Origin of the sequence: Staphylococcus sp. LCT-H4 (assembly GCF_001866145.1) — a bacterium.
In the GTDB taxonomy this organism is placed as follows: domain Bacteria; phylum Bacillota; class Bacilli; order Staphylococcales; family Staphylococcaceae; genus Staphylococcus; species Staphylococcus succinus.
The window spans coordinates 40,868-55,394 of the sequence record NZ_MODY01000001.1; the positions used below are offsets into that span (position 1 = coordinate 40,868).

The 14,527-nt window shown below is 35.1% G+C and carries 24 protein-coding genes; 2 read left to right on the forward strand and 22 right to left on the reverse strand.

What is annotated here, in order from left to right:
- Positions 1-4: 4 nt before the first annotated feature.
- The 20 genes from rpmD to rpsJ all read right to left on the reverse strand — a co-directional run bounded on the left by rpmD (position 5) and on the right by rpsJ (position 8,744).
- Positions 5-184: a 50S ribosomal protein L30 gene (rpmD, locus tag BK821_RS13300; RefSeq protein WP_046835658.1), complete on the reverse strand. Its 180-nt coding sequence runs from the start codon at positions 182-184 to the stop codon at positions 5-7.
- A 16-nt stretch (positions 185-200) separates the two neighbouring features.
- Positions 201-701 (reverse strand): 30S ribosomal protein S5, encoded by a 501-nt coding sequence (gene rpsE / locus BK821_RS00220; RefSeq protein ID WP_046835659.1) that lies wholly within the window; start codon positions 699-701, stop codon positions 201-203.
- A gap of 20 nt (positions 702-721) precedes the next feature.
- Positions 722-1,084: a 50S ribosomal protein L18 gene (gene rplR / locus BK821_RS00225; RefSeq protein WP_046835660.1), complete on the reverse strand. Its 363-nt coding sequence runs from the start codon at positions 1,082-1,084 to the stop codon at positions 722-724.
- Between the two features lie 31 nt (positions 1,085-1,115).
- The gene (gene rplF / locus BK821_RS00230) at positions 1,116-1,652 is read right to left on the reverse strand and encodes a 50S ribosomal protein L6 (protein WP_046835661.1); all 537 of its coding nucleotides are present in this window, start codon (positions 1,650-1,652) and stop codon (positions 1,116-1,118) included.
- Positions 1,653-1,676: 24 nt separating this feature from the next.
- On the reverse strand, positions 1,677-2,075 hold the full coding sequence (gene rpsH, locus BK821_RS00235; RefSeq protein WP_046835662.1) for a 30S ribosomal protein S8: 399 nt from the start codon (positions 2,073-2,075) through the stop codon (positions 1,677-1,679).
- 31 nt (positions 2,076-2,106) lie between these two features.
- A complete protein-coding gene (locus BK821_RS00240; RefSeq protein WP_002482625.1) occupies positions 2,107-2,292 on the reverse strand; it encodes a type Z 30S ribosomal protein S14 in 186 nt (61 codons plus the stop codon).
- 21 nt (positions 2,293-2,313) lie between these two features.
- Entirely contained in the window at positions 2,314-2,853 is a 540-nt protein-coding gene (gene rplE, locus BK821_RS00245; RefSeq protein ID WP_046835663.1) for a 50S ribosomal protein L5, read from the reverse strand.
- 25 nt (positions 2,854-2,878) lie between these two features.
- Positions 2,879-3,196, reverse strand: a complete 318-nt coding sequence (gene rplX, locus BK821_RS00250) for a 50S ribosomal protein L24 (RefSeq protein ID WP_046835664.1) — start codon at positions 3,194-3,196, stop codon at positions 2,879-2,881.
- Positions 3,197-3,236: 40 nt separating this feature from the next.
- Positions 3,237-3,605 (reverse strand): 50S ribosomal protein L14, encoded by a 369-nt coding sequence (rplN, locus tag BK821_RS00255; protein WP_002482622.1) that lies wholly within the window; start codon positions 3,603-3,605, stop codon positions 3,237-3,239.
- A gap of 30 nt (positions 3,606-3,635) precedes the next feature.
- Positions 3,636-3,899, reverse strand: coding sequence for a 30S ribosomal protein S17 (gene rpsQ, locus BK821_RS00260; RefSeq protein WP_046835665.1), 264 nt, complete (start codon positions 3,897-3,899; stop codon positions 3,636-3,638).
- A 25-nt stretch (positions 3,900-3,924) separates the two neighbouring features.
- Positions 3,925-4,134, reverse strand: a complete 210-nt coding sequence (gene rpmC / locus BK821_RS00265; RefSeq protein ID WP_002482620.1) for a 50S ribosomal protein L29 — start codon at positions 4,132-4,134, stop codon at positions 3,925-3,927.
- Positions 4,124-4,558, reverse strand: coding sequence for a 50S ribosomal protein L16 (rplP, locus tag BK821_RS00270; RefSeq protein WP_046835666.1), 435 nt, complete (start codon positions 4,556-4,558; stop codon positions 4,124-4,126). Before rplP ends, rpmC begins: the two co-directional genes overlap by 11 nt.
- Positions 4,559-4,560: 2 nt before the next feature.
- Complete coding sequence (rpsC, locus tag BK821_RS00275; protein WP_046835667.1) at positions 4,561-5,214, reverse strand: 30S ribosomal protein S3; 654 nt, start codon at positions 5,212-5,214, stop codon at positions 4,561-4,563.
- Between the two features lie 23 nt (positions 5,215-5,237).
- On the reverse strand, positions 5,238-5,591 hold the full coding sequence (gene rplV, locus BK821_RS00280) for a 50S ribosomal protein L22 (protein WP_002482617.1): 354 nt from the start codon (positions 5,589-5,591) through the stop codon (positions 5,238-5,240).
- 27 nt (positions 5,592-5,618) lie between these two features.
- Positions 5,619-5,897 carry a 30S ribosomal protein S19 gene (rpsS, locus tag BK821_RS00285; RefSeq protein ID WP_046835668.1) on the reverse strand — a complete coding sequence of 93 codons (279 nt, stop codon included), beginning with the start codon at positions 5,895-5,897 and terminating at the stop codon, positions 5,619-5,621.
- Positions 5,898-5,961: 64 nt separating this feature from the next.
- Positions 5,962-6,795, reverse strand: a complete 834-nt coding sequence (rplB, locus tag BK821_RS00290) for a 50S ribosomal protein L2 (RefSeq protein ID WP_046835669.1) — start codon at positions 6,793-6,795, stop codon at positions 5,962-5,964.
- A 28-nt stretch (positions 6,796-6,823) separates the two neighbouring features.
- Entirely contained in the window at positions 6,824-7,099 is a 276-nt protein-coding gene (rplW, locus tag BK821_RS00295; RefSeq protein WP_042739083.1) for a 50S ribosomal protein L23, read from the reverse strand.
- Positions 7,099-7,722: a 50S ribosomal protein L4 gene (gene rplD / locus BK821_RS00300; RefSeq protein ID WP_046835670.1), complete on the reverse strand. Its 624-nt coding sequence runs from the start codon at positions 7,720-7,722 to the stop codon at positions 7,099-7,101. The genes rplW and rplD overlap by 1 nt, the downstream gene beginning before the upstream one ends.
- A gap of 26 nt (positions 7,723-7,748) precedes the next feature.
- On the reverse strand, positions 7,749-8,408 hold the full coding sequence (rplC, locus tag BK821_RS00305) for a 50S ribosomal protein L3 (protein ID WP_046835671.1): 660 nt from the start codon (positions 8,406-8,408) through the stop codon (positions 7,749-7,751).
- 27 nt (positions 8,409-8,435) lie between these two features.
- Positions 8,436-8,744 (reverse strand): 30S ribosomal protein S10, encoded by a 309-nt coding sequence (gene rpsJ, locus BK821_RS00310; protein ID WP_001118667.1) that lies wholly within the window; start codon positions 8,742-8,744, stop codon positions 8,436-8,438.
- Between the two features lie 347 nt (positions 8,745-9,091).
- Here rpsJ and BK821_RS00315 point away from each other — a divergent pair, with 347 nt between their 5' ends.
- Positions 9,092-9,481, forward strand: coding sequence for a hypothetical protein (locus tag BK821_RS00315; protein WP_046835672.1), 390 nt, complete (start codon positions 9,092-9,094; stop codon positions 9,479-9,481).
- 318 nt (positions 9,482-9,799) lie between these two features.
- Here the strand turns inward: BK821_RS00315 and BK821_RS00320 are convergent, their stop codons facing one another.
- Together BK821_RS00320 and BK821_RS00325 are read right to left on the reverse strand one after the other, a co-directional pair.
- Positions 9,800-11,134: an NCS2 family permease gene (locus BK821_RS00320; RefSeq protein WP_046835673.1), complete on the reverse strand. Its 1,335-nt coding sequence runs from the start codon at positions 11,132-11,134 to the stop codon at positions 9,800-9,802.
- A gap of 110 nt (positions 11,135-11,244) precedes the next feature.
- Entirely contained in the window at positions 11,245-13,383 is a 2,139-nt protein-coding gene (locus BK821_RS00325; RefSeq protein ID WP_071330953.1) for a DNA topoisomerase III, read from the reverse strand.
- Between the two features lie 122 nt (positions 13,384-13,505).
- Here BK821_RS00325 and BK821_RS00330 point away from each other — a divergent pair, with 122 nt between their 5' ends.
- Complete coding sequence (locus tag BK821_RS00330; RefSeq protein WP_071330954.1) at positions 13,506-14,375, forward strand: GNAT family N-acetyltransferase; 870 nt, start codon at positions 13,506-13,508, stop codon at positions 14,373-14,375.
- Positions 14,376-14,527: the final 152 nt, after the last annotated feature.

Here is a 14,527-nt window from a genome sequence, read left to right on the forward strand (position 1 = left end):
ATAATTATTTTTCTTCTACTGTCACTAAGTGACTTACTTTGTTGATTTGCCCGCGAATAGCTGGGTTATCTTCAACAACTACTGAAGAATTCGTTTTTTTCAAACCTAAAGCTTCAACAGTTTTACGTTGTGTTTCTGGACGACCTATAACACTACGACTGAGGGTAATTTGTAATTTAGCCATAACTTATTTTCCCTCCTTAATTGTATAATTCTTCTACTGATTTGCCACGTAATTTTGCAACTTCTTCAGCATTTTTAAGGTTTTTTAATCCATTAAGTGTTGCACGAACCATGTTGATTGGTGTATTTGAACCTAATGATTTACTTAAGATATCAGTGATACCTGCTAATTCTAATACGGCACGAACAGGGCCACCTGCGATAACACCTGTACCAGGTGCAGCTGGTTTCATAAATACGCTACCTGAACTGAAACGTCCAGTAACTGTGTGAGGTGTAGTACCTTCAACACGTGGAACTACGACTAGATCTTTTTTAGCTGCTTCAACAGCTTTTTTGATTGCTTCAGGTACCTCTTGAGCTTTACCAGTACCGAATCCAACGCGACCATTTCTATCTCCAACTACTACTAAAGCAGTGAAACGGAAACGACGACCACCTTTTACAACTTTTGCGACACGGTTAATTGTAACAACGCGTTCTTCAAATTCTTTCGCTTCTTCTTCTCTACGAGCCATGTAAATGTCCCTCCTTTAAATTAAAATTCTAAACCATTTTCACGAGCTGCATCTGCTAAGGCTTTAACACGGCCATGGTATAAATATCCTCCACGGTCAAATACGATTGCTTTAACGCCTTTTTCGCTAGCTCTTTTAGCTACTGTTTCGCCGACTTTTGCTGACAATTCAACTTTTGAACCTGTTTCATTAGCTAATTCTGTTTCTTGTGTAGAAGCTTGAGCTAATGTTTTGCCATTAATATCATCGATAACTTGTGCATAGATATGCTTGTTTGAACGATAGATGTTTAAGCGTGGTTTTTCAGCTGTGCCAGATAACTTAGTACGGACACGTGCATGTCTTTTTAAACGCACTTTGTTTTTATCAATTTTGCTGATCATTTTATTACTCCTTTCTTCTGAAAGTTATTTATTATTTACCAGTTTTACCTTCTTTACGGCGAACGTGTTCACCTTGGTAACGAATTCCTTTACCTTTATAAGGTTCTGGAGGTCTTACTGAACGGATGTTAGAAGCTATTCCTCCAACTTGTTCTTTAGAAATACCAGCTACTGTTACTGTTGTGTTTTTCTCAACTGAGAAAGTGATACCGTCTTCAGCTTTAAATTCAACTGGATGAGAGTAACCAACGTTTAAGATTAAGTCGTTACCTTGCATTTGAGCACGGTAACCAACACCAACAAGTTCAAGCGTTTTTTGGTATCCTTTTGAAACACCTTGTATCATATTGTTGAGTAAAGCACGAGTTGTACCATGTACTGTTCTATCATCTTTAGAATCAGTTGGTCTTACAACTTCAATAGTACTTTCATCTTGTTTATATGTCATTCTTTCATTAAATGTTCTAGATAATTCACCTTTAGGACCTTTAACAGTTATTGTATGTTTTTCAATACTTACTGTTACGTCACTAGGAATGTCAATAATTTTTTTACCAACACGACTCATGTTATCGCACCTCCTTATTTATTATTACCAAACGTATCCTAAAATTTCTCCACCGACATTACGTTTTCTAGCTTCTTTATCAGTGATAACACCTTCTGAAGTAGATACTAATGCAATTCCTAAACCGTTAAGTACTTTAGGTACTTCGTTAGCTTTTGCATAAACACGTAAACCAGGTTTAGAGATACGTTTTAATCCAGTGATAACACGTTCATTGTTTTGACCATATTTAAGGAATAAACGGATTACCCCTTGTTTATCGTCTTCAACAAATTCTACGTTTTTAATGAAACCTTCACTTTTTAAAATTTCAGCAATTTCTTTTTTAATGTTTGAAGCAGGTAATTCTAATTTATCGTGACGCACCATGTTTGCGTTTCTTACACGAGTTAGCATATCTGCAATTGGATCGTTGATTGTCATTGATTGTTGCCTCCTTTCAGACTATTTTGTATTACCAGCTAGCTTTACGTACGCCAGGGATTTGGCCTTTATAAGCTAATTCACGGAAACAAATACGGCATAATTTAAATTTACGGTATACGGAATGTGGACGACCACAGCGTTCACAACGAGTGTATTCACGTACTTGGAACTTTTGTTTTTTTTGTTGCTTAGCAACCATTGAAGTTTTAGCCACTTAATTAGCCTCCTTTAGAGATTATTTTTGAAATGGCATACCGAATTGTGTTAACAATTCACGAGCTTCCTCGTCAGTGTTAGCAGTTGTTACGATAACGATATCCATTCCTCGTATTTTACTTACTCGGTCATAATCGATTTCTGGGAAAATTAATTGTTCTTTAACACCTAAAGTGTAGTTACCTCTACCGTCGAATGCAGATTTTGATACACCGCGGAAATCACGTACACGTGGTAGTGAAACTGAGATTAATTTATCAATAAAGTCATACATTCTTTCTCCGCGAAGTGTTACTTTCGCACCGATTGGCATACCTTCACGTAAACGGAATGTAGCTACTGATTTTTTAGCTTTTGTTACTAATGGTTTTTGACCAGTGATTGCTTGTAATTCTTCAACAGCATCATCTAGTACTTTAGTGTTTTGAACAGCGTCACCAACACCCATATTCACAACTATTTTTTCTATTTTTGGTACTTCCATTACTGAACTATAGTCAAATTGTTTAACTAAGTTTTGAGCAACTTCAGTGTTGTATTTTTCTTTTAAACGGTTCACAGTGGATCCTCCTTTCAATTAGTTATTAATTATTAGATTTAATTTCTTCGCCTGATTTTTTAGCGATACGAACTTTTTTACCATCTTCGAATTTATATCCAACACGAGTTGGTTCATTCGTTTTAGGGTCTAATAATTGTACGTTAGAAACATGGATTGCTGCCTCTGTTTCTAAGATTCCACCTTCAGGATTAAATTGAGTTGGTTTTTGGTGCTTTTTAATAAAATTGACACCTTCCACAACGACACGGTCTTTTTTAGGTTCAGTTGAAACAACTTTACCTTCTTTACCTTTGTCTTTACCTGCGATAACTTTTACGTTGTCACCTTTTTTGATATGCATGTGTGGCACCTCCTTAAATTTATATATTTATAAATGATTATTAAAGTACTTCTGGAGCTAATGATACAATTTTCATGAAGTTACCTTCACGTAATTCACGAGCAACTGGTCCAAAGATACGAGTACCGCGTGGGCCTTTGTCGTCACGAATAATGACACATGCATTTTCATCAAATTTGATGTATGAACCATCGTTACGACGTACGCCTGATTTAGTACGTACGACAACAGCTTTAACTACTTCACCTTTTTTGACAACGCCACCTGGTGTAGCATTTTTAACACTTACTACGATAACGTCACCAATATTAGCTGTTTTACGACCAGATCCACCTAATACTTTGATTGTAAGAACTTCACGTGCACCAGAGTTATCTGCTACTTTCAAACGTGTTTCTTGTTGGATCATGAGTTAAACCTCCTTTATCTTCACTATTTATTAAATAATAACTGATTCTTCAACAATTTCTACCAAACGGAAACGTTTAGTTGCTGATAAAGGACGTGTTTCTTGAATCTTAACTGTGTCCCCTAATTTAGCTGAGTTGTTTTCATCATGAGTTTTGTATTTTTTAGAGTATTTTACTCGTTTACCATATAATTTGTGCGTTTTGTATGTTTCAACAAGTACAGTTACAGTTTTGTCCATTTTATCGGAAACGACTCTACCTACATAAACTTTACGATCATTTCTTTCGCTCACTTTTGTAACCTCCTCTTTCAATTAATTATTGATTAGCTTTACCTTGTTCAATTTCTCTTTCACGAGCAACAGTTTTTAGACGTGCAATCGTTTTTCTTACTGTGCGAATACGTGCAGTCTCTTCTAATTGACCTGTAGCTAACTGAAAGCGTAGGTTAAAAAGCTCTTCTTTAGAAGATTTAATTTGTTCTTCTATCTCTGAAGTGGTTAAGTCTCTAATTTCCTTAGCTTTCATTTGTTTCACCACCCAATTCTTCACGTTTTACAAACTTAGTTTTCACTGGAAGTTTGTGACTTGCTAAACGTAATGCTTCGCGCGCTGTTTCTTCATCAACGCCTGCGATTTCAAATAAAATTCTACCTGGTTTTGCTACAGCAATCCAGCCTTCAACGGCACCTTTACCAGCACCCATACGTACTTCTAGAGGTTTTTTAGTGTAAGGTGTATGTGGGAAGATTTTAATCCAAACTTTCCCGCCACGCTTCATGAAACGTGTCATTGCAATACGAGCTGATTCGATTTGACGAGATGTGATCCAAGATGTTGTAGTAGCTTGTAAACCATACTCACCAAATGTTACATAGTTACCGCCTTTAGAACGACCAGTTGTTTTAGGACGATGTTGACGACGATATTTTACACGTTTTGGTAGTAACATTATTATTTTCCTCCTTCACTAGTGTTCTTAGTAGGAAGAACTTCTCCACGATAGATCCATACTTTGACACCTAATTTACCATAAGTTGTGTCAGCTTCTGCATGTGCATAACTAATGTCAGCACGTAGTGTATGAAGTGGAACAGTTCCTTCTGAATATTGCTCAGCACGAGCGATGTCAGCTCCGCCTAAACGACCTGAAACTTGAGTTTTGATACCTTTAGCACCAATCTTCATAGCTCTTGTAATAGCTTGTTTTTGTACACGACGGAATGATGCACGGTTTTCTAATTGACGTGCAATGTTTTCTGCAACAAGTTTAGCATCTAAATCAACTTTTTTGATTTCAATTACATTGATGTGTACTTTTTTGCTTGTTAATGTATTTAATTTGTTACGTAATTTTTCAATTTCTGAACCGCCTTTACCAATTACCATACCTGGCTTACCAGTATGAATAGCGATGTTGATACGATTAGCAGCACGTTCAATGTCAACGTGAGAAACTGATGCTTCATTTAATGCGTTATCAATAAACTTACGGATTTTTAAATCTTCGTGTAATAATGATGCGAAGTCTTTTTCTGCATACCATTTAGCTTCCCAATCACGGATTACACCAACACGAAGTCCGATTGGATTAATTTTTTGACCCACAGTGTTCCCTCCTTAAAAAATGATTAAGCTTCTTTAGCTTCTTCTTTACCGTCACTTACGACGATTGTAATGTGGCTTGTACGTTTGTTTATCGCACTTGCACGACCTTGTGCACGTGGACGGAAACGTTTTAATGTTGGTCCTTCATTAGCATAAGCTTCTTTAACTATTAATTCATCAGTGTTCATGTCATAGTTATGTTCAGCATTTGCTAGAGCGGACATTAGTAATTTTTCAACTACTGGTGATGAAGCTTTGTTTTTTAATTTTAAAATCGCAATCGCTTCACCAGCGCTTTTGCCTCTAATTAGATCTAATACTAATCTAACTTTACGAGGTGCGATTCTTATTGTTTTAGCAACCGCTTTTGCTTCCATTCAGAGTTCCTCCTCTACCTGTTAGAATTATCTTCTAGTTTTTTTGTCATCTGCTACGTGACCTTTGAATGTACGTGTCGGAGCAAATTCTCCTAATTTATGACCAACCATATCTTCAGTAACGAATACTGGAACATGTTTACGACCATCATATACAGCGAATGTATGTCCGATGAAATCAGGGAAAATAGTTGAACGACGTGACCAAGTTTTAATTACTTGTTTTTTCTCGCTTCCGCTTTGCGCTTCAACTTTTTTCTTTAGATGATCGTCAGCGAAAGGTCCTTTTTTAATACTACGAGCCATAGTGGCGCCTCCCTTCTTATTGTGTGCGTGCAGCAATTATGCCGCACACGCAAATAAGTTATTTTTATTTTTTCTTACGACCACGAACGATAAGTTTGTCTGATGATTTTTTACCACGACGAGTTTTCTTACCAAGCGTAGGTTTACCCCAAGGTGACATTGGAGATGGTCTACCGATAGGTGCACGACCTTCACCACCACCGTGTGGGTGATCGTTAGGGTTCATTACAGAACCACGAACTGTAGGGCGAATGCCTTTCCATCTTGAACGTCCTGCTTTACCAACGTTTACAAGTTCATGTTGGATGTTACCAACTTGACCAATAGTAGCTCGGCAAGTTGAAAGAATCATACGTACTTCACCAGATCTCAATCTGATTAACACATATTTTCCTTCTTTACCAAGTACTTGTGCACTAGCACCAGCTGAACGAGCGATTTGTCCACCTTTACCAGGTTTCAACTCGATGTTGTGAACTACTGTACCTACTGGAATGAATTGTAATGGTAATGCATTACCTAATTTGATATCTGCTTCTTCACCACTCTCAAGTACTTGACCTACTTTTAGGTTTTTTGGAGCGATGATATAGCGTTTTTCTCCATCAGCGTAAACTAATAAAGCAATGTTTGCTGAACGGTTTGGATCATATTGAATTGAATCAACTTTAGCGTTGATGCCATCTTTATTACGTTTGAAATCAATAACACGGTATTGACGTTTATGTCCTCCACCATGATGGCGAACTGTCAATTTACCTTGGTTATTTCGTCCCGCTTTTTTCGGTAGCGGTTGTAATAATGACTTTTCTGGTGTAGTTTTCGTAATTTCTGCGAAATCTAACGAAGTCATATTACGACGACCATTAGTAATTGGCTTATATTTTTTTAGAGCCATTGTCGTTTACCTCCTTATTGGTAATATTTTAGTTGAATAGATCGATTGATCCTTCTTTTAATTTAACAATTGCTACGCGTCTTTTGTTTGTATAGCCTTGGTAACGGCCCATACGTTTTTTCTTTGGTTTGTAGTTGATGATGTTTACTTTATCAACTTTTACGTCAAAGATTTCTTCAACGGCGATTTTAACTTGTGTTTTGTTAGCACGAGTATCAACGTCGAATGTATATTTGTCTTCAGCCATAGCGACTGAAGATTTTTCAGTGATTACGGGGCGCTTAAGAACGTCTCTTGCTTCCATTATCCTAGCACCTCCTCAACTTTTTTAGCAGCTGATTCTGTGATTATTACACTGTCAGCGCTTGTGATATCTAGAACATTTAAACCTTGAGCTGTAGTAACTTGTACACCAGGAATGTTACGTGCTGATAAAGCAACGTTCACATCTTCTGATTCTGTAACTACTAATACTTTTTTAGGTTGTTCTAAATTAGAAAGTACAGATTTGAACTCTTTAGTTTTTGGAGCTTCTAAGTTTAATGTATCAACAACAGTTAAACCTTTTTCTTGTACTTTGAATGATAATGCTGAGCGTAATGCTAAACGGCGCATTTTCTTAGGCATTTTGTATGAGTAGCTTCTTGGTGTTGGTCCGAATACGACACCACCACCACGCCATTGTGGAGCACGGATTGTACCTTGACGCGCACGTCCTGTACCTTTTTGTCTCCATGGTTTACGTCCACCACCACGTACTGCTGAGCGATTCTTAACAGCATGTGTACCTTGGCGTAATGAAGCACGTTGTAAAGTGATTGCTTCAAAAAGAACGTTGTTGTTTGGTTCGATTGCAAATACTGCATCGCTTAATTCAACTGAACCTGATTTAGATCCGTCTACTTTAAATACATCATAATTAGCCATTATGCATTTCCTCCTTTCGCTATATATTATTTATTACCTTTGATTGATGATGAGATTTCTAAAAATCCTTTTTTAGGTCCAGGTACATTACCTTTTACTAAAATAACATTGTTTTCTACGTCAGTTTGAACTACTTCTAAGTTTTGAACTGTAACAGTGTTACCACCCATACGTCCAGGCATTTTTTGTCCTTTAAAGACTTTTGAAGCATCTGATGCCATACCAATTGAACCTGGTGATCTATGGAAATGAGAACCATGTGACATTGGACCACGTGCTTGATTATGACGTTTAATGGCACCTTGGAAACCTTTACCTTTAGATACGCCAGTTACATCAATTACGTCGCCAGCTTCAAATGTATCAACTGAGACTTCTTGACCTACTTCGTATTCATCAACATTAACGTTTCTGAATTCACGAATGAAGCGCTTAGGTGCTGTGTCAGCTTTTTTAGCATGTCCTTCAGCTGGTTTGTTAGCGTATTTGTTTGTTTTACTATTTTTTTTGTAAGCTTTTTTATCTTCGTAGCCTACTTGAATAGCGTTGTATCCGTCAACTTCTTCAGTTTTCTTTTGTAATACAACGTTTTGGCTTGCTTCTACTACTGTTACTGGAATTAAATCACCGTTTTCTCCGAAAACTTGTGTCATCCCGATTTTTCTTCCTAAGATTCCTTTGGTCATCGAAAGTCCACCTCCTAATTTTTTCTATTATAATTTGATTTCGATGTCTACGCCTGATGGTAAGTTTAAGCCCATAAGAGCATCAACTGTTTTTGGTGTAGGGTTAACAATATCGATTAAACGTTTATGTGTACGTTGTTCGAATTGTTCACGTGAATCTTTGTACTTATGCACGGCACGGATAATCGTGTAAACTGATTTTTCAGTCGGTAACGGAATTGGTCCAGATACATCTGCACCAGAACGTTTCGCTGTTTCAACAATTTTTTCTGCTGATTGATCAATTACTCTGTGATCATAAGCTTTTAATCTGATTCTGATTTTTTGTTTTGCCATAATTTTCCCTCCTTATTCGTCTACATTTAAGTGATAGACTTCTCCACGAAAACTATCTCACACAGCGCCATGGCAAAGCGGCCGGGTGTGTCAGTAACCTTTCGCTTCATCGCGTGTTCTTAAAGTCCAACATTAGATATGTTACATGAAAAGACGTGATTTATCAAGCTTTTCTTTAAAAGTTTTTTAACTTTTGTCTAACACATACTTTGTTATTGTACTTGAATTCACTTTATAGTTCAACCTCTTTTCAGATATTCCTCAAATTTCTTTGTGATATTGCTATTTTTTTATTATAGAATTTCTTTTCGATATACTATAATAGATAAATAAGGTGGTGATATGGTATGAAAAGTGGTATTCGTACTGCGCTCATTATATTAAGTATTGTTTTGCTAATCGGTGAATTTGTTTATGGTATTCCTTTCTTAGGTGGAAGTATAATTCTTAGTTTTGGATGGCAACCACTATTAATTAATGCACTACTATACTTAATTACGATGATTATATTAATAGTAGATAAACAAAATTCCATTAAACCAATGATGATTATTCCTCTATTAGGAATCATTGGATCTTTCATTGCGTTTATTCCTGTTATTGGGATGGTAGTACATTGGGTTTTATTCTTTTTAATGTTGTTCTTGATTTTTATTTTGTTTTCTACGCCTTTATATGTTCCGAACAAACATGCTAAGGTTGTTTATACAGAAGACAGACGTAAAGATCATATTTAATATTTATATAATATAACAAAATCGATAATGCAGAATTTATTATAACCCCAGTTTCAATTGTTACATCACAAGCTTATTATAATTCTGTACTTACATTTGAATTGAAAGTCTTTAATTAGTTCATTCCAACCAATTCATTTCATGTTATATTATCTACCCTTTTAATTTCACTATATAATGAAGAAACTGGTTTTGTTATTTTTTAACTATATTCAACTTTCATGGGTACACTAGTTGTTTTATTTTTCATTATAATATATCTATACTAATAAAAAAACACTGATCCGAGTCATCACGACTTCGATCAGTGTTTTTTTATTATCCGTGAACAAACACGAAGTAAAGTATAAATAATACCATAAGTCCGTACATGATTGGATGTACTTCTTTATGTCTTTTAGAAATCAGCATCGTAATTGGATAGAATATAAAGCCACATGCAATACCCGTTGCAATAGAGTATGATAAAGGCATCATAATGATTGTAATAAATGCTGGTACTGCTACTTCAAATTTCTTCCAATCAATTTCTGCAAAATTAGCAGCCATTAATACACCAACTACTACTAATGCAGGGGTAGTGACTGCACTCGTTACAATCTCCATCAATGGGCTAAAAAATACTGCTAACAAGAAGCAGAACCCAGTGACGACGCTGGCAAAACCTGTTCTTGCACCTACCGCCACGCCTGACGTTGATTCAATATATGATGTTGTCGTCGTTGTACCAAAGATTGCACCAACAATTGTTGCTAATGAATCTGAAAATAACGCTCGACCTGCTCTTGGTAATTTGTTGTCTTTCATGATTCCTGCTTGTGATGCAACAGCTACTAGTGTACCTGCAGTATCGAAGAAATCAATAAATAAAAATGTTAATATTACGATTAAAAATTGTACTGTAAATAGTTGACTAGGGTCTTTAAAAGCATCAAACGCTGCACCAAATGTTGGTTCGATACTTGGCACATTCCCTACGATGCCACTAGGCGTATGTATAAGTCCTGTTAACATCCCAAGTATTGATGTTAACACCATACCTATAAATATAGCGCCTGGTACTCTTCTAGCATAGAGTATTACAGTAACTAGAATACCGAAAATTGTTAGCAATACAGGACCATCTGTTATATGGCCTAATGTAACAAGTGTTGAGTCATTTTTAACAATAATTCCTGAGCTTTGTAACCCTACAAATGTTATAAAGAGCCCTATACCTGCTGAAACTGCCATTTTCATTTGATAGGGAATAGCATTTATAATGGTTTCCCTCAATCCGGTCATTGTTAGTATCGCAAAGACTATCCCTGAAAATAGTACCCCTGTTAATCCAACCTGCCATGGTATACCCATAGTTAATACGACTGTAAATGCAAAGAATGCATTTAAGCCCATTCCAGGCGCTAATGCAATTGGATATCTAGCAATCAGCCCCATAAATAAAGATCCTACGAATGCTGCAAGTGCTGTAGCGACAAATATAGCGCCTTGGTCCATCTTCATGTCGTCAGACACACCATCTACGCCTGCTAAACTGAGTACTTGTGGATTAACAGCTAAAATATATGCCATAGACAAGAAAGTTGTAAGCCCACCAAGTATCTCTTTCTTATAGTTTGTTCCATGTTTATCAAACTTGAAATACTTTTTCACGGTTAGTTCTCCTTTTTTTAAAATACCTTAATATTCTAATACCAATCACACTATTTTACAATAGCAAACACGAACTTTGTGATATTTCAAGAATTCTTTGTTCGATAAAATTAGAATTTAAGGCCTTTTAAAGCATCTTGAAATGGATTGTTTTCTAACCCCTCATCATTATTCATATATTTCTTCATATCTTTTTTATTCACTTTTCCTGTTTTTTTACTTTGATGACGTTTATCCATTTGTGCTTGTGTTTCTGTGTGTCCACATACACAGCGATATACAGCATCTTTCCCTCTACCGAAAAGCGTCATTTTTTTATGACAATTTGGACAACGTGCATTCGTTTTTCGTTGGACATTTTTTTTAGTTTTACATGTAGGATCTTGGCAGACCAACATTTGACCATTTTTAGTTTTTACTTTAATCATAAATTTTCCACATGTTGGACATTCAGTGGTCGTTAAATTATCATGTTTATAATTTTGTTCACTTTCTTTAATCTCATTAACTACATTGTTTGTAAACTGCTTCATTTCAGCAATAAACTGTTTTGGATTATATTGTCCCTTTTCAATTAACGATAATTTTTCTTCCCATTCTGCTGTTAATAATGGAGAAGTTAGTTTTTGTGGTGACAATTCTAGTATTTGTTTTCCTTTTGATGTTACTTTTATTTTACCATCGCGACTCTCAATTGCATTCATATTAAATAATTTTTCGATGATATCTGCTCTTGTCGCAACGGTACCGATGCCACCGGTTTCTTTTAACGTTTCATTGTGTTTTTTATCATCTAATTTAAAGAATTTTTGTGGGCTTTCCATCGCTTTTAGTAAAGTTCCTTCATTAAAGTATGCAGGTGGCGTTGTTTCATGTTGTTCAATATTTACACGACTAACTTTGAGTTTGGCGTCTTTTTCTAAATGTGCAATATATTCATTCACTTTATCTTGATGATCAAATATTGCTTTATATCCTAATTTAGTAGTTACTTTATCTTTAAACGCAAATATATTATCCCCGACTTTTAAATCTATCGATATCGCTTCATATTCATGTGGTGGCATAAGATTCTCAAGATATCTTTGTGCAATCATCATATATACTTTTGTTTCACGTTGACTTAGTTGACTCATATCTGGTCGTACTTCTGTTGGAATAATAGCGTGATGATCTGAAACCTTACCGTTATTTATGAATCTTTGTTTCACAGAAAATGATTGGTTCATTTGTGTTTTGGCAATGTCTTTTAATGAAGTAGCCATTATCGCACGCAGTCTATCTTTTAGAGTGTCGACCATATCGTCAGTTAAGTAATTTGAATCCGTACGTGGATAGGTTACAATTTTATGTCTCTCATATAGTGCCTGTAATGTATTTAATGTTTCCTTTGGACCAAGGTGATAACGTTTATATGCTTCTTGCTGTAAATCAGTTAAACTAAACAATTGCTGTGGATATGATTTCTTGTGACTCTTAGTAATAGATTGGATCACACCCTCTTGCCCTTCAATTGCTTTTTTTATATCTTCAAAAACTTTTTTCTCATGAGTTGATTGCGGCTTTATACTTTGGAATGTTAATCCTCCCGCAGTTAAGTTCATCGTATAATAAGTTTGAGGTTTGAACTGATTTATTTCATTTTGTCTCAATTGTACTAGTTGAATGGTTGGTGTTTGAACACGTCCTAGCGAAAGTTGTGCATCATATTTAGTAGTTAGTGCACGTGTCGCATTAATACCTACAATCCAATCTGCTTCACTACGCGCTAATGCTGCATAATATAAATTATTGAATTGCTTACCATCTTTAAGTTTATTAAAGCCGTCTTTTATTGCTTTATTAGTTACTGAACTAATCCATAAGCGCTGAATAGGTTTCTTATTATGCGCTTTGTCTAAAATTAAGCGTGCAACAAGTTCTCCCTCTCTCCCAGCATCCGTTGCAATAATAATATCCTTTACTTTATTGTTATTTATTAATGCTTGTACTGTGGAAAATTGTTTTTTAGTCTTACTAATAACAACTGTTTTCATTTTATTTGGTATAATAGGTAAATCATTAAGTTTCCATTCTTTATAATTATTATCATATTGTTCTGGAGTCGCATTCGTAACTAAATGCCCTAACGCCCATGTAACAATGTATTTATTATTTTCAAAATAGCCATTGCGCTTTTCATTGATATTCAACGTATTTGCAATATCACGACCTACTGAAGGTTTTTCTGCTATAATCAGTGATTTCATAATTTCGTCCTTTCAAATTCAATATGGTATTTATTGTAACATGTATATAGCACATCTAAACTTCCATTTATTGCCAAAAGTTCATATAATTAAGTTAATAGTTCATCAGACGGAGGTATGTTATGAAAACTATCAAATTAAATGACTATAATCAAATTGCGGATTTTATAAATAATGCAGATTATCACTCTGCTTCTTATTTATACAAATTACCCCAAGCACATGAAGATGTTGAAGATAAAATTCGACAAGCCATCGTTGACCCTGGCGTATTCGCACATGTAGATGATCAAGAGCAAATTATCATGTTGATATTAGCCTTTAAATATGAAGAAGAAAAGTACAAAGTTGTTGGTCCATTCCTTAGAACAGATGTAACTCCAAACGTGACAGAATTTCAATCTTTATTCGAATCCCTGGCACAAAGTAAACCTAAAACTACTAATTTCAACTTTTCATTTGAAGAAACAGAGCAAACTTTTTTACAATTTATGAAAGACATCCAATCATCTTACAGTTTCACTGATTACCACCTCATCACTACTCAGGATGTTGGAGAAATTGAACATGCACAAAATATCACCAATTATCATCCAGCCTATTATCGCTCTTTTTGTAAATTACATGAGAATACATTTAAACATGATGTCATGACTGCCGACGAAATTATAGATTCTCTAGATGAAAATAATCATCTATTTGTATTTATGTCGGAAGGCTTACTTAAAGGTTATGTTTATCTCCAAGTATATGAGCATAAAAAAAATGCAGAAATTAAATATTTTTCTTCTCATTCAGATTATAGATTAATGGGTATAGCCTTTGATTTACTTACTCATGCATTACATTTCGCGTTTAGCACTTATGATATTAACAAAATATATTTTAAAATACGTAGTAAAAATACTACATTAGTAGAACGTTTTAATGAACTTGGATTTAATATCAATTACGAATACAAAAAATTCAAATATGTCGCGAGTCACATTTAGCAATTAACAAGTTAATTTTAAAAAAGAATGGAAAATCAATGGTTTTCTATTCTTTTTTTATTCAATTAAGTCCTTTTCATTATCTGCAAAAACACTGATATAGAAAGAATTCATGCAACATAATTAAAAAAAAATGTCAAATATTAAACAAT

What these genes read in the sequence shown, in the direction of transcription:
- rpmD (WP_046835658.1), bottom strand. Translation starts at nt 184, where the DNA reads ATGGCTAAATTACAAATTACCCTCAGTCGTAGTGTTATAGGTCGTCCA.
- rpsE (WP_046835659.1), bottom strand. Translation starts at nt 701, where the DNA reads ATGGCTCGTAGAGAAGAAGAAGCGAAAGAATTTGAAGAACGCGTTGTT.
- rplR (WP_046835660.1), bottom strand. Translation starts at nt 1,084, where the DNA reads ATGATCAGCAAAATTGATAAAAACAAAGTGCGTTTAAAAAGACATGCA.
- rplF (WP_046835661.1), bottom strand. Translation starts at nt 1,652, where the DNA reads ATGAGTCGTGTTGGTAAAAAAATTATTGACATTCCTAGTGACGTAACA.
- rpsH (WP_046835662.1), bottom strand. Translation starts at nt 2,075, where the DNA reads ATGACAATCAACGATCCAATTGCAGATATGCTAACTCGTGTAAGAAAC.
- rplX (WP_046835664.1), bottom strand. Translation starts at nt 3,196, where the DNA reads ATGCATATCAAAAAAGGTGACAACGTAAAAGTTATCGCAGGTAAAGAC.
- rplN (WP_002482622.1), bottom strand. Translation starts at nt 3,605, where the DNA reads ATGATCCAACAAGAAACACGTTTGAAAGTAGCAGATAACTCTGGTGCA.
- rpmC (WP_002482620.1), bottom strand. Translation starts at nt 4,134, where the DNA reads ATGAAAGCTAAGGAAATTAGAGACTTAACCACTTCAGAGATAGAAGAA.
- rplP (WP_046835666.1), bottom strand. Translation starts at nt 4,558, where the DNA reads ATGTTACTACCAAAACGTGTAAAATATCGTCGTCAACATCGTCCTAAA.
- rplV (WP_002482617.1), bottom strand. Translation starts at nt 5,591, where the DNA reads ATGGAAGCAAAAGCGGTTGCTAAAACAATAAGAATCGCACCTCGTAAA.
- rpsS (WP_046835668.1), bottom strand. Translation starts at nt 5,897, where the DNA reads ATGGCTCGTAGTATTAAAAAAGGACCTTTCGCTGACGATCATCTAAAG.
- rplB (WP_046835669.1), bottom strand. Translation starts at nt 6,795, where the DNA reads ATGGCTCTAAAAAAATATAAGCCAATTACTAATGGTCGTCGTAATATG.
- rplW (WP_042739083.1), bottom strand. Translation starts at nt 7,099, where the DNA reads ATGGAAGCAAGAGACGTTCTTAAGCGCCCCGTAATCACTGAAAAATCT.
- rplD (WP_046835670.1), bottom strand. Translation starts at nt 7,722, where the DNA reads ATGGCTAATTATGATGTATTTAAAGTAGACGGATCTAAATCAGGTTCA.
- rplC (WP_046835671.1), bottom strand. Translation starts at nt 8,408, where the DNA reads ATGACCAAAGGAATCTTAGGAAGAAAAATCGGGATGACACAAGTTTTC.
- rpsJ (WP_001118667.1), bottom strand. Translation starts at nt 8,744, where the DNA reads ATGGCAAAACAAAAAATCAGAATCAGATTAAAAGCTTATGATCACAGA.
- BK821_RS00315 (WP_046835672.1), top strand. Translation starts at nt 9,092, where the DNA reads ATGAAAAGTGGTATTCGTACTGCGCTCATTATATTAAGTATTGTTTTG.
- BK821_RS00325 (WP_071330953.1), bottom strand. Translation starts at nt 13,383, where the DNA reads ATGAAATCACTGATTATAGCAGAAAAACCTTCAGTAGGTCGTGATATT.
- BK821_RS00330 (WP_071330954.1), top strand. Translation starts at nt 13,506, where the DNA reads ATGAAAACTATCAAATTAAATGACTATAATCAAATTGCGGATTTTATA.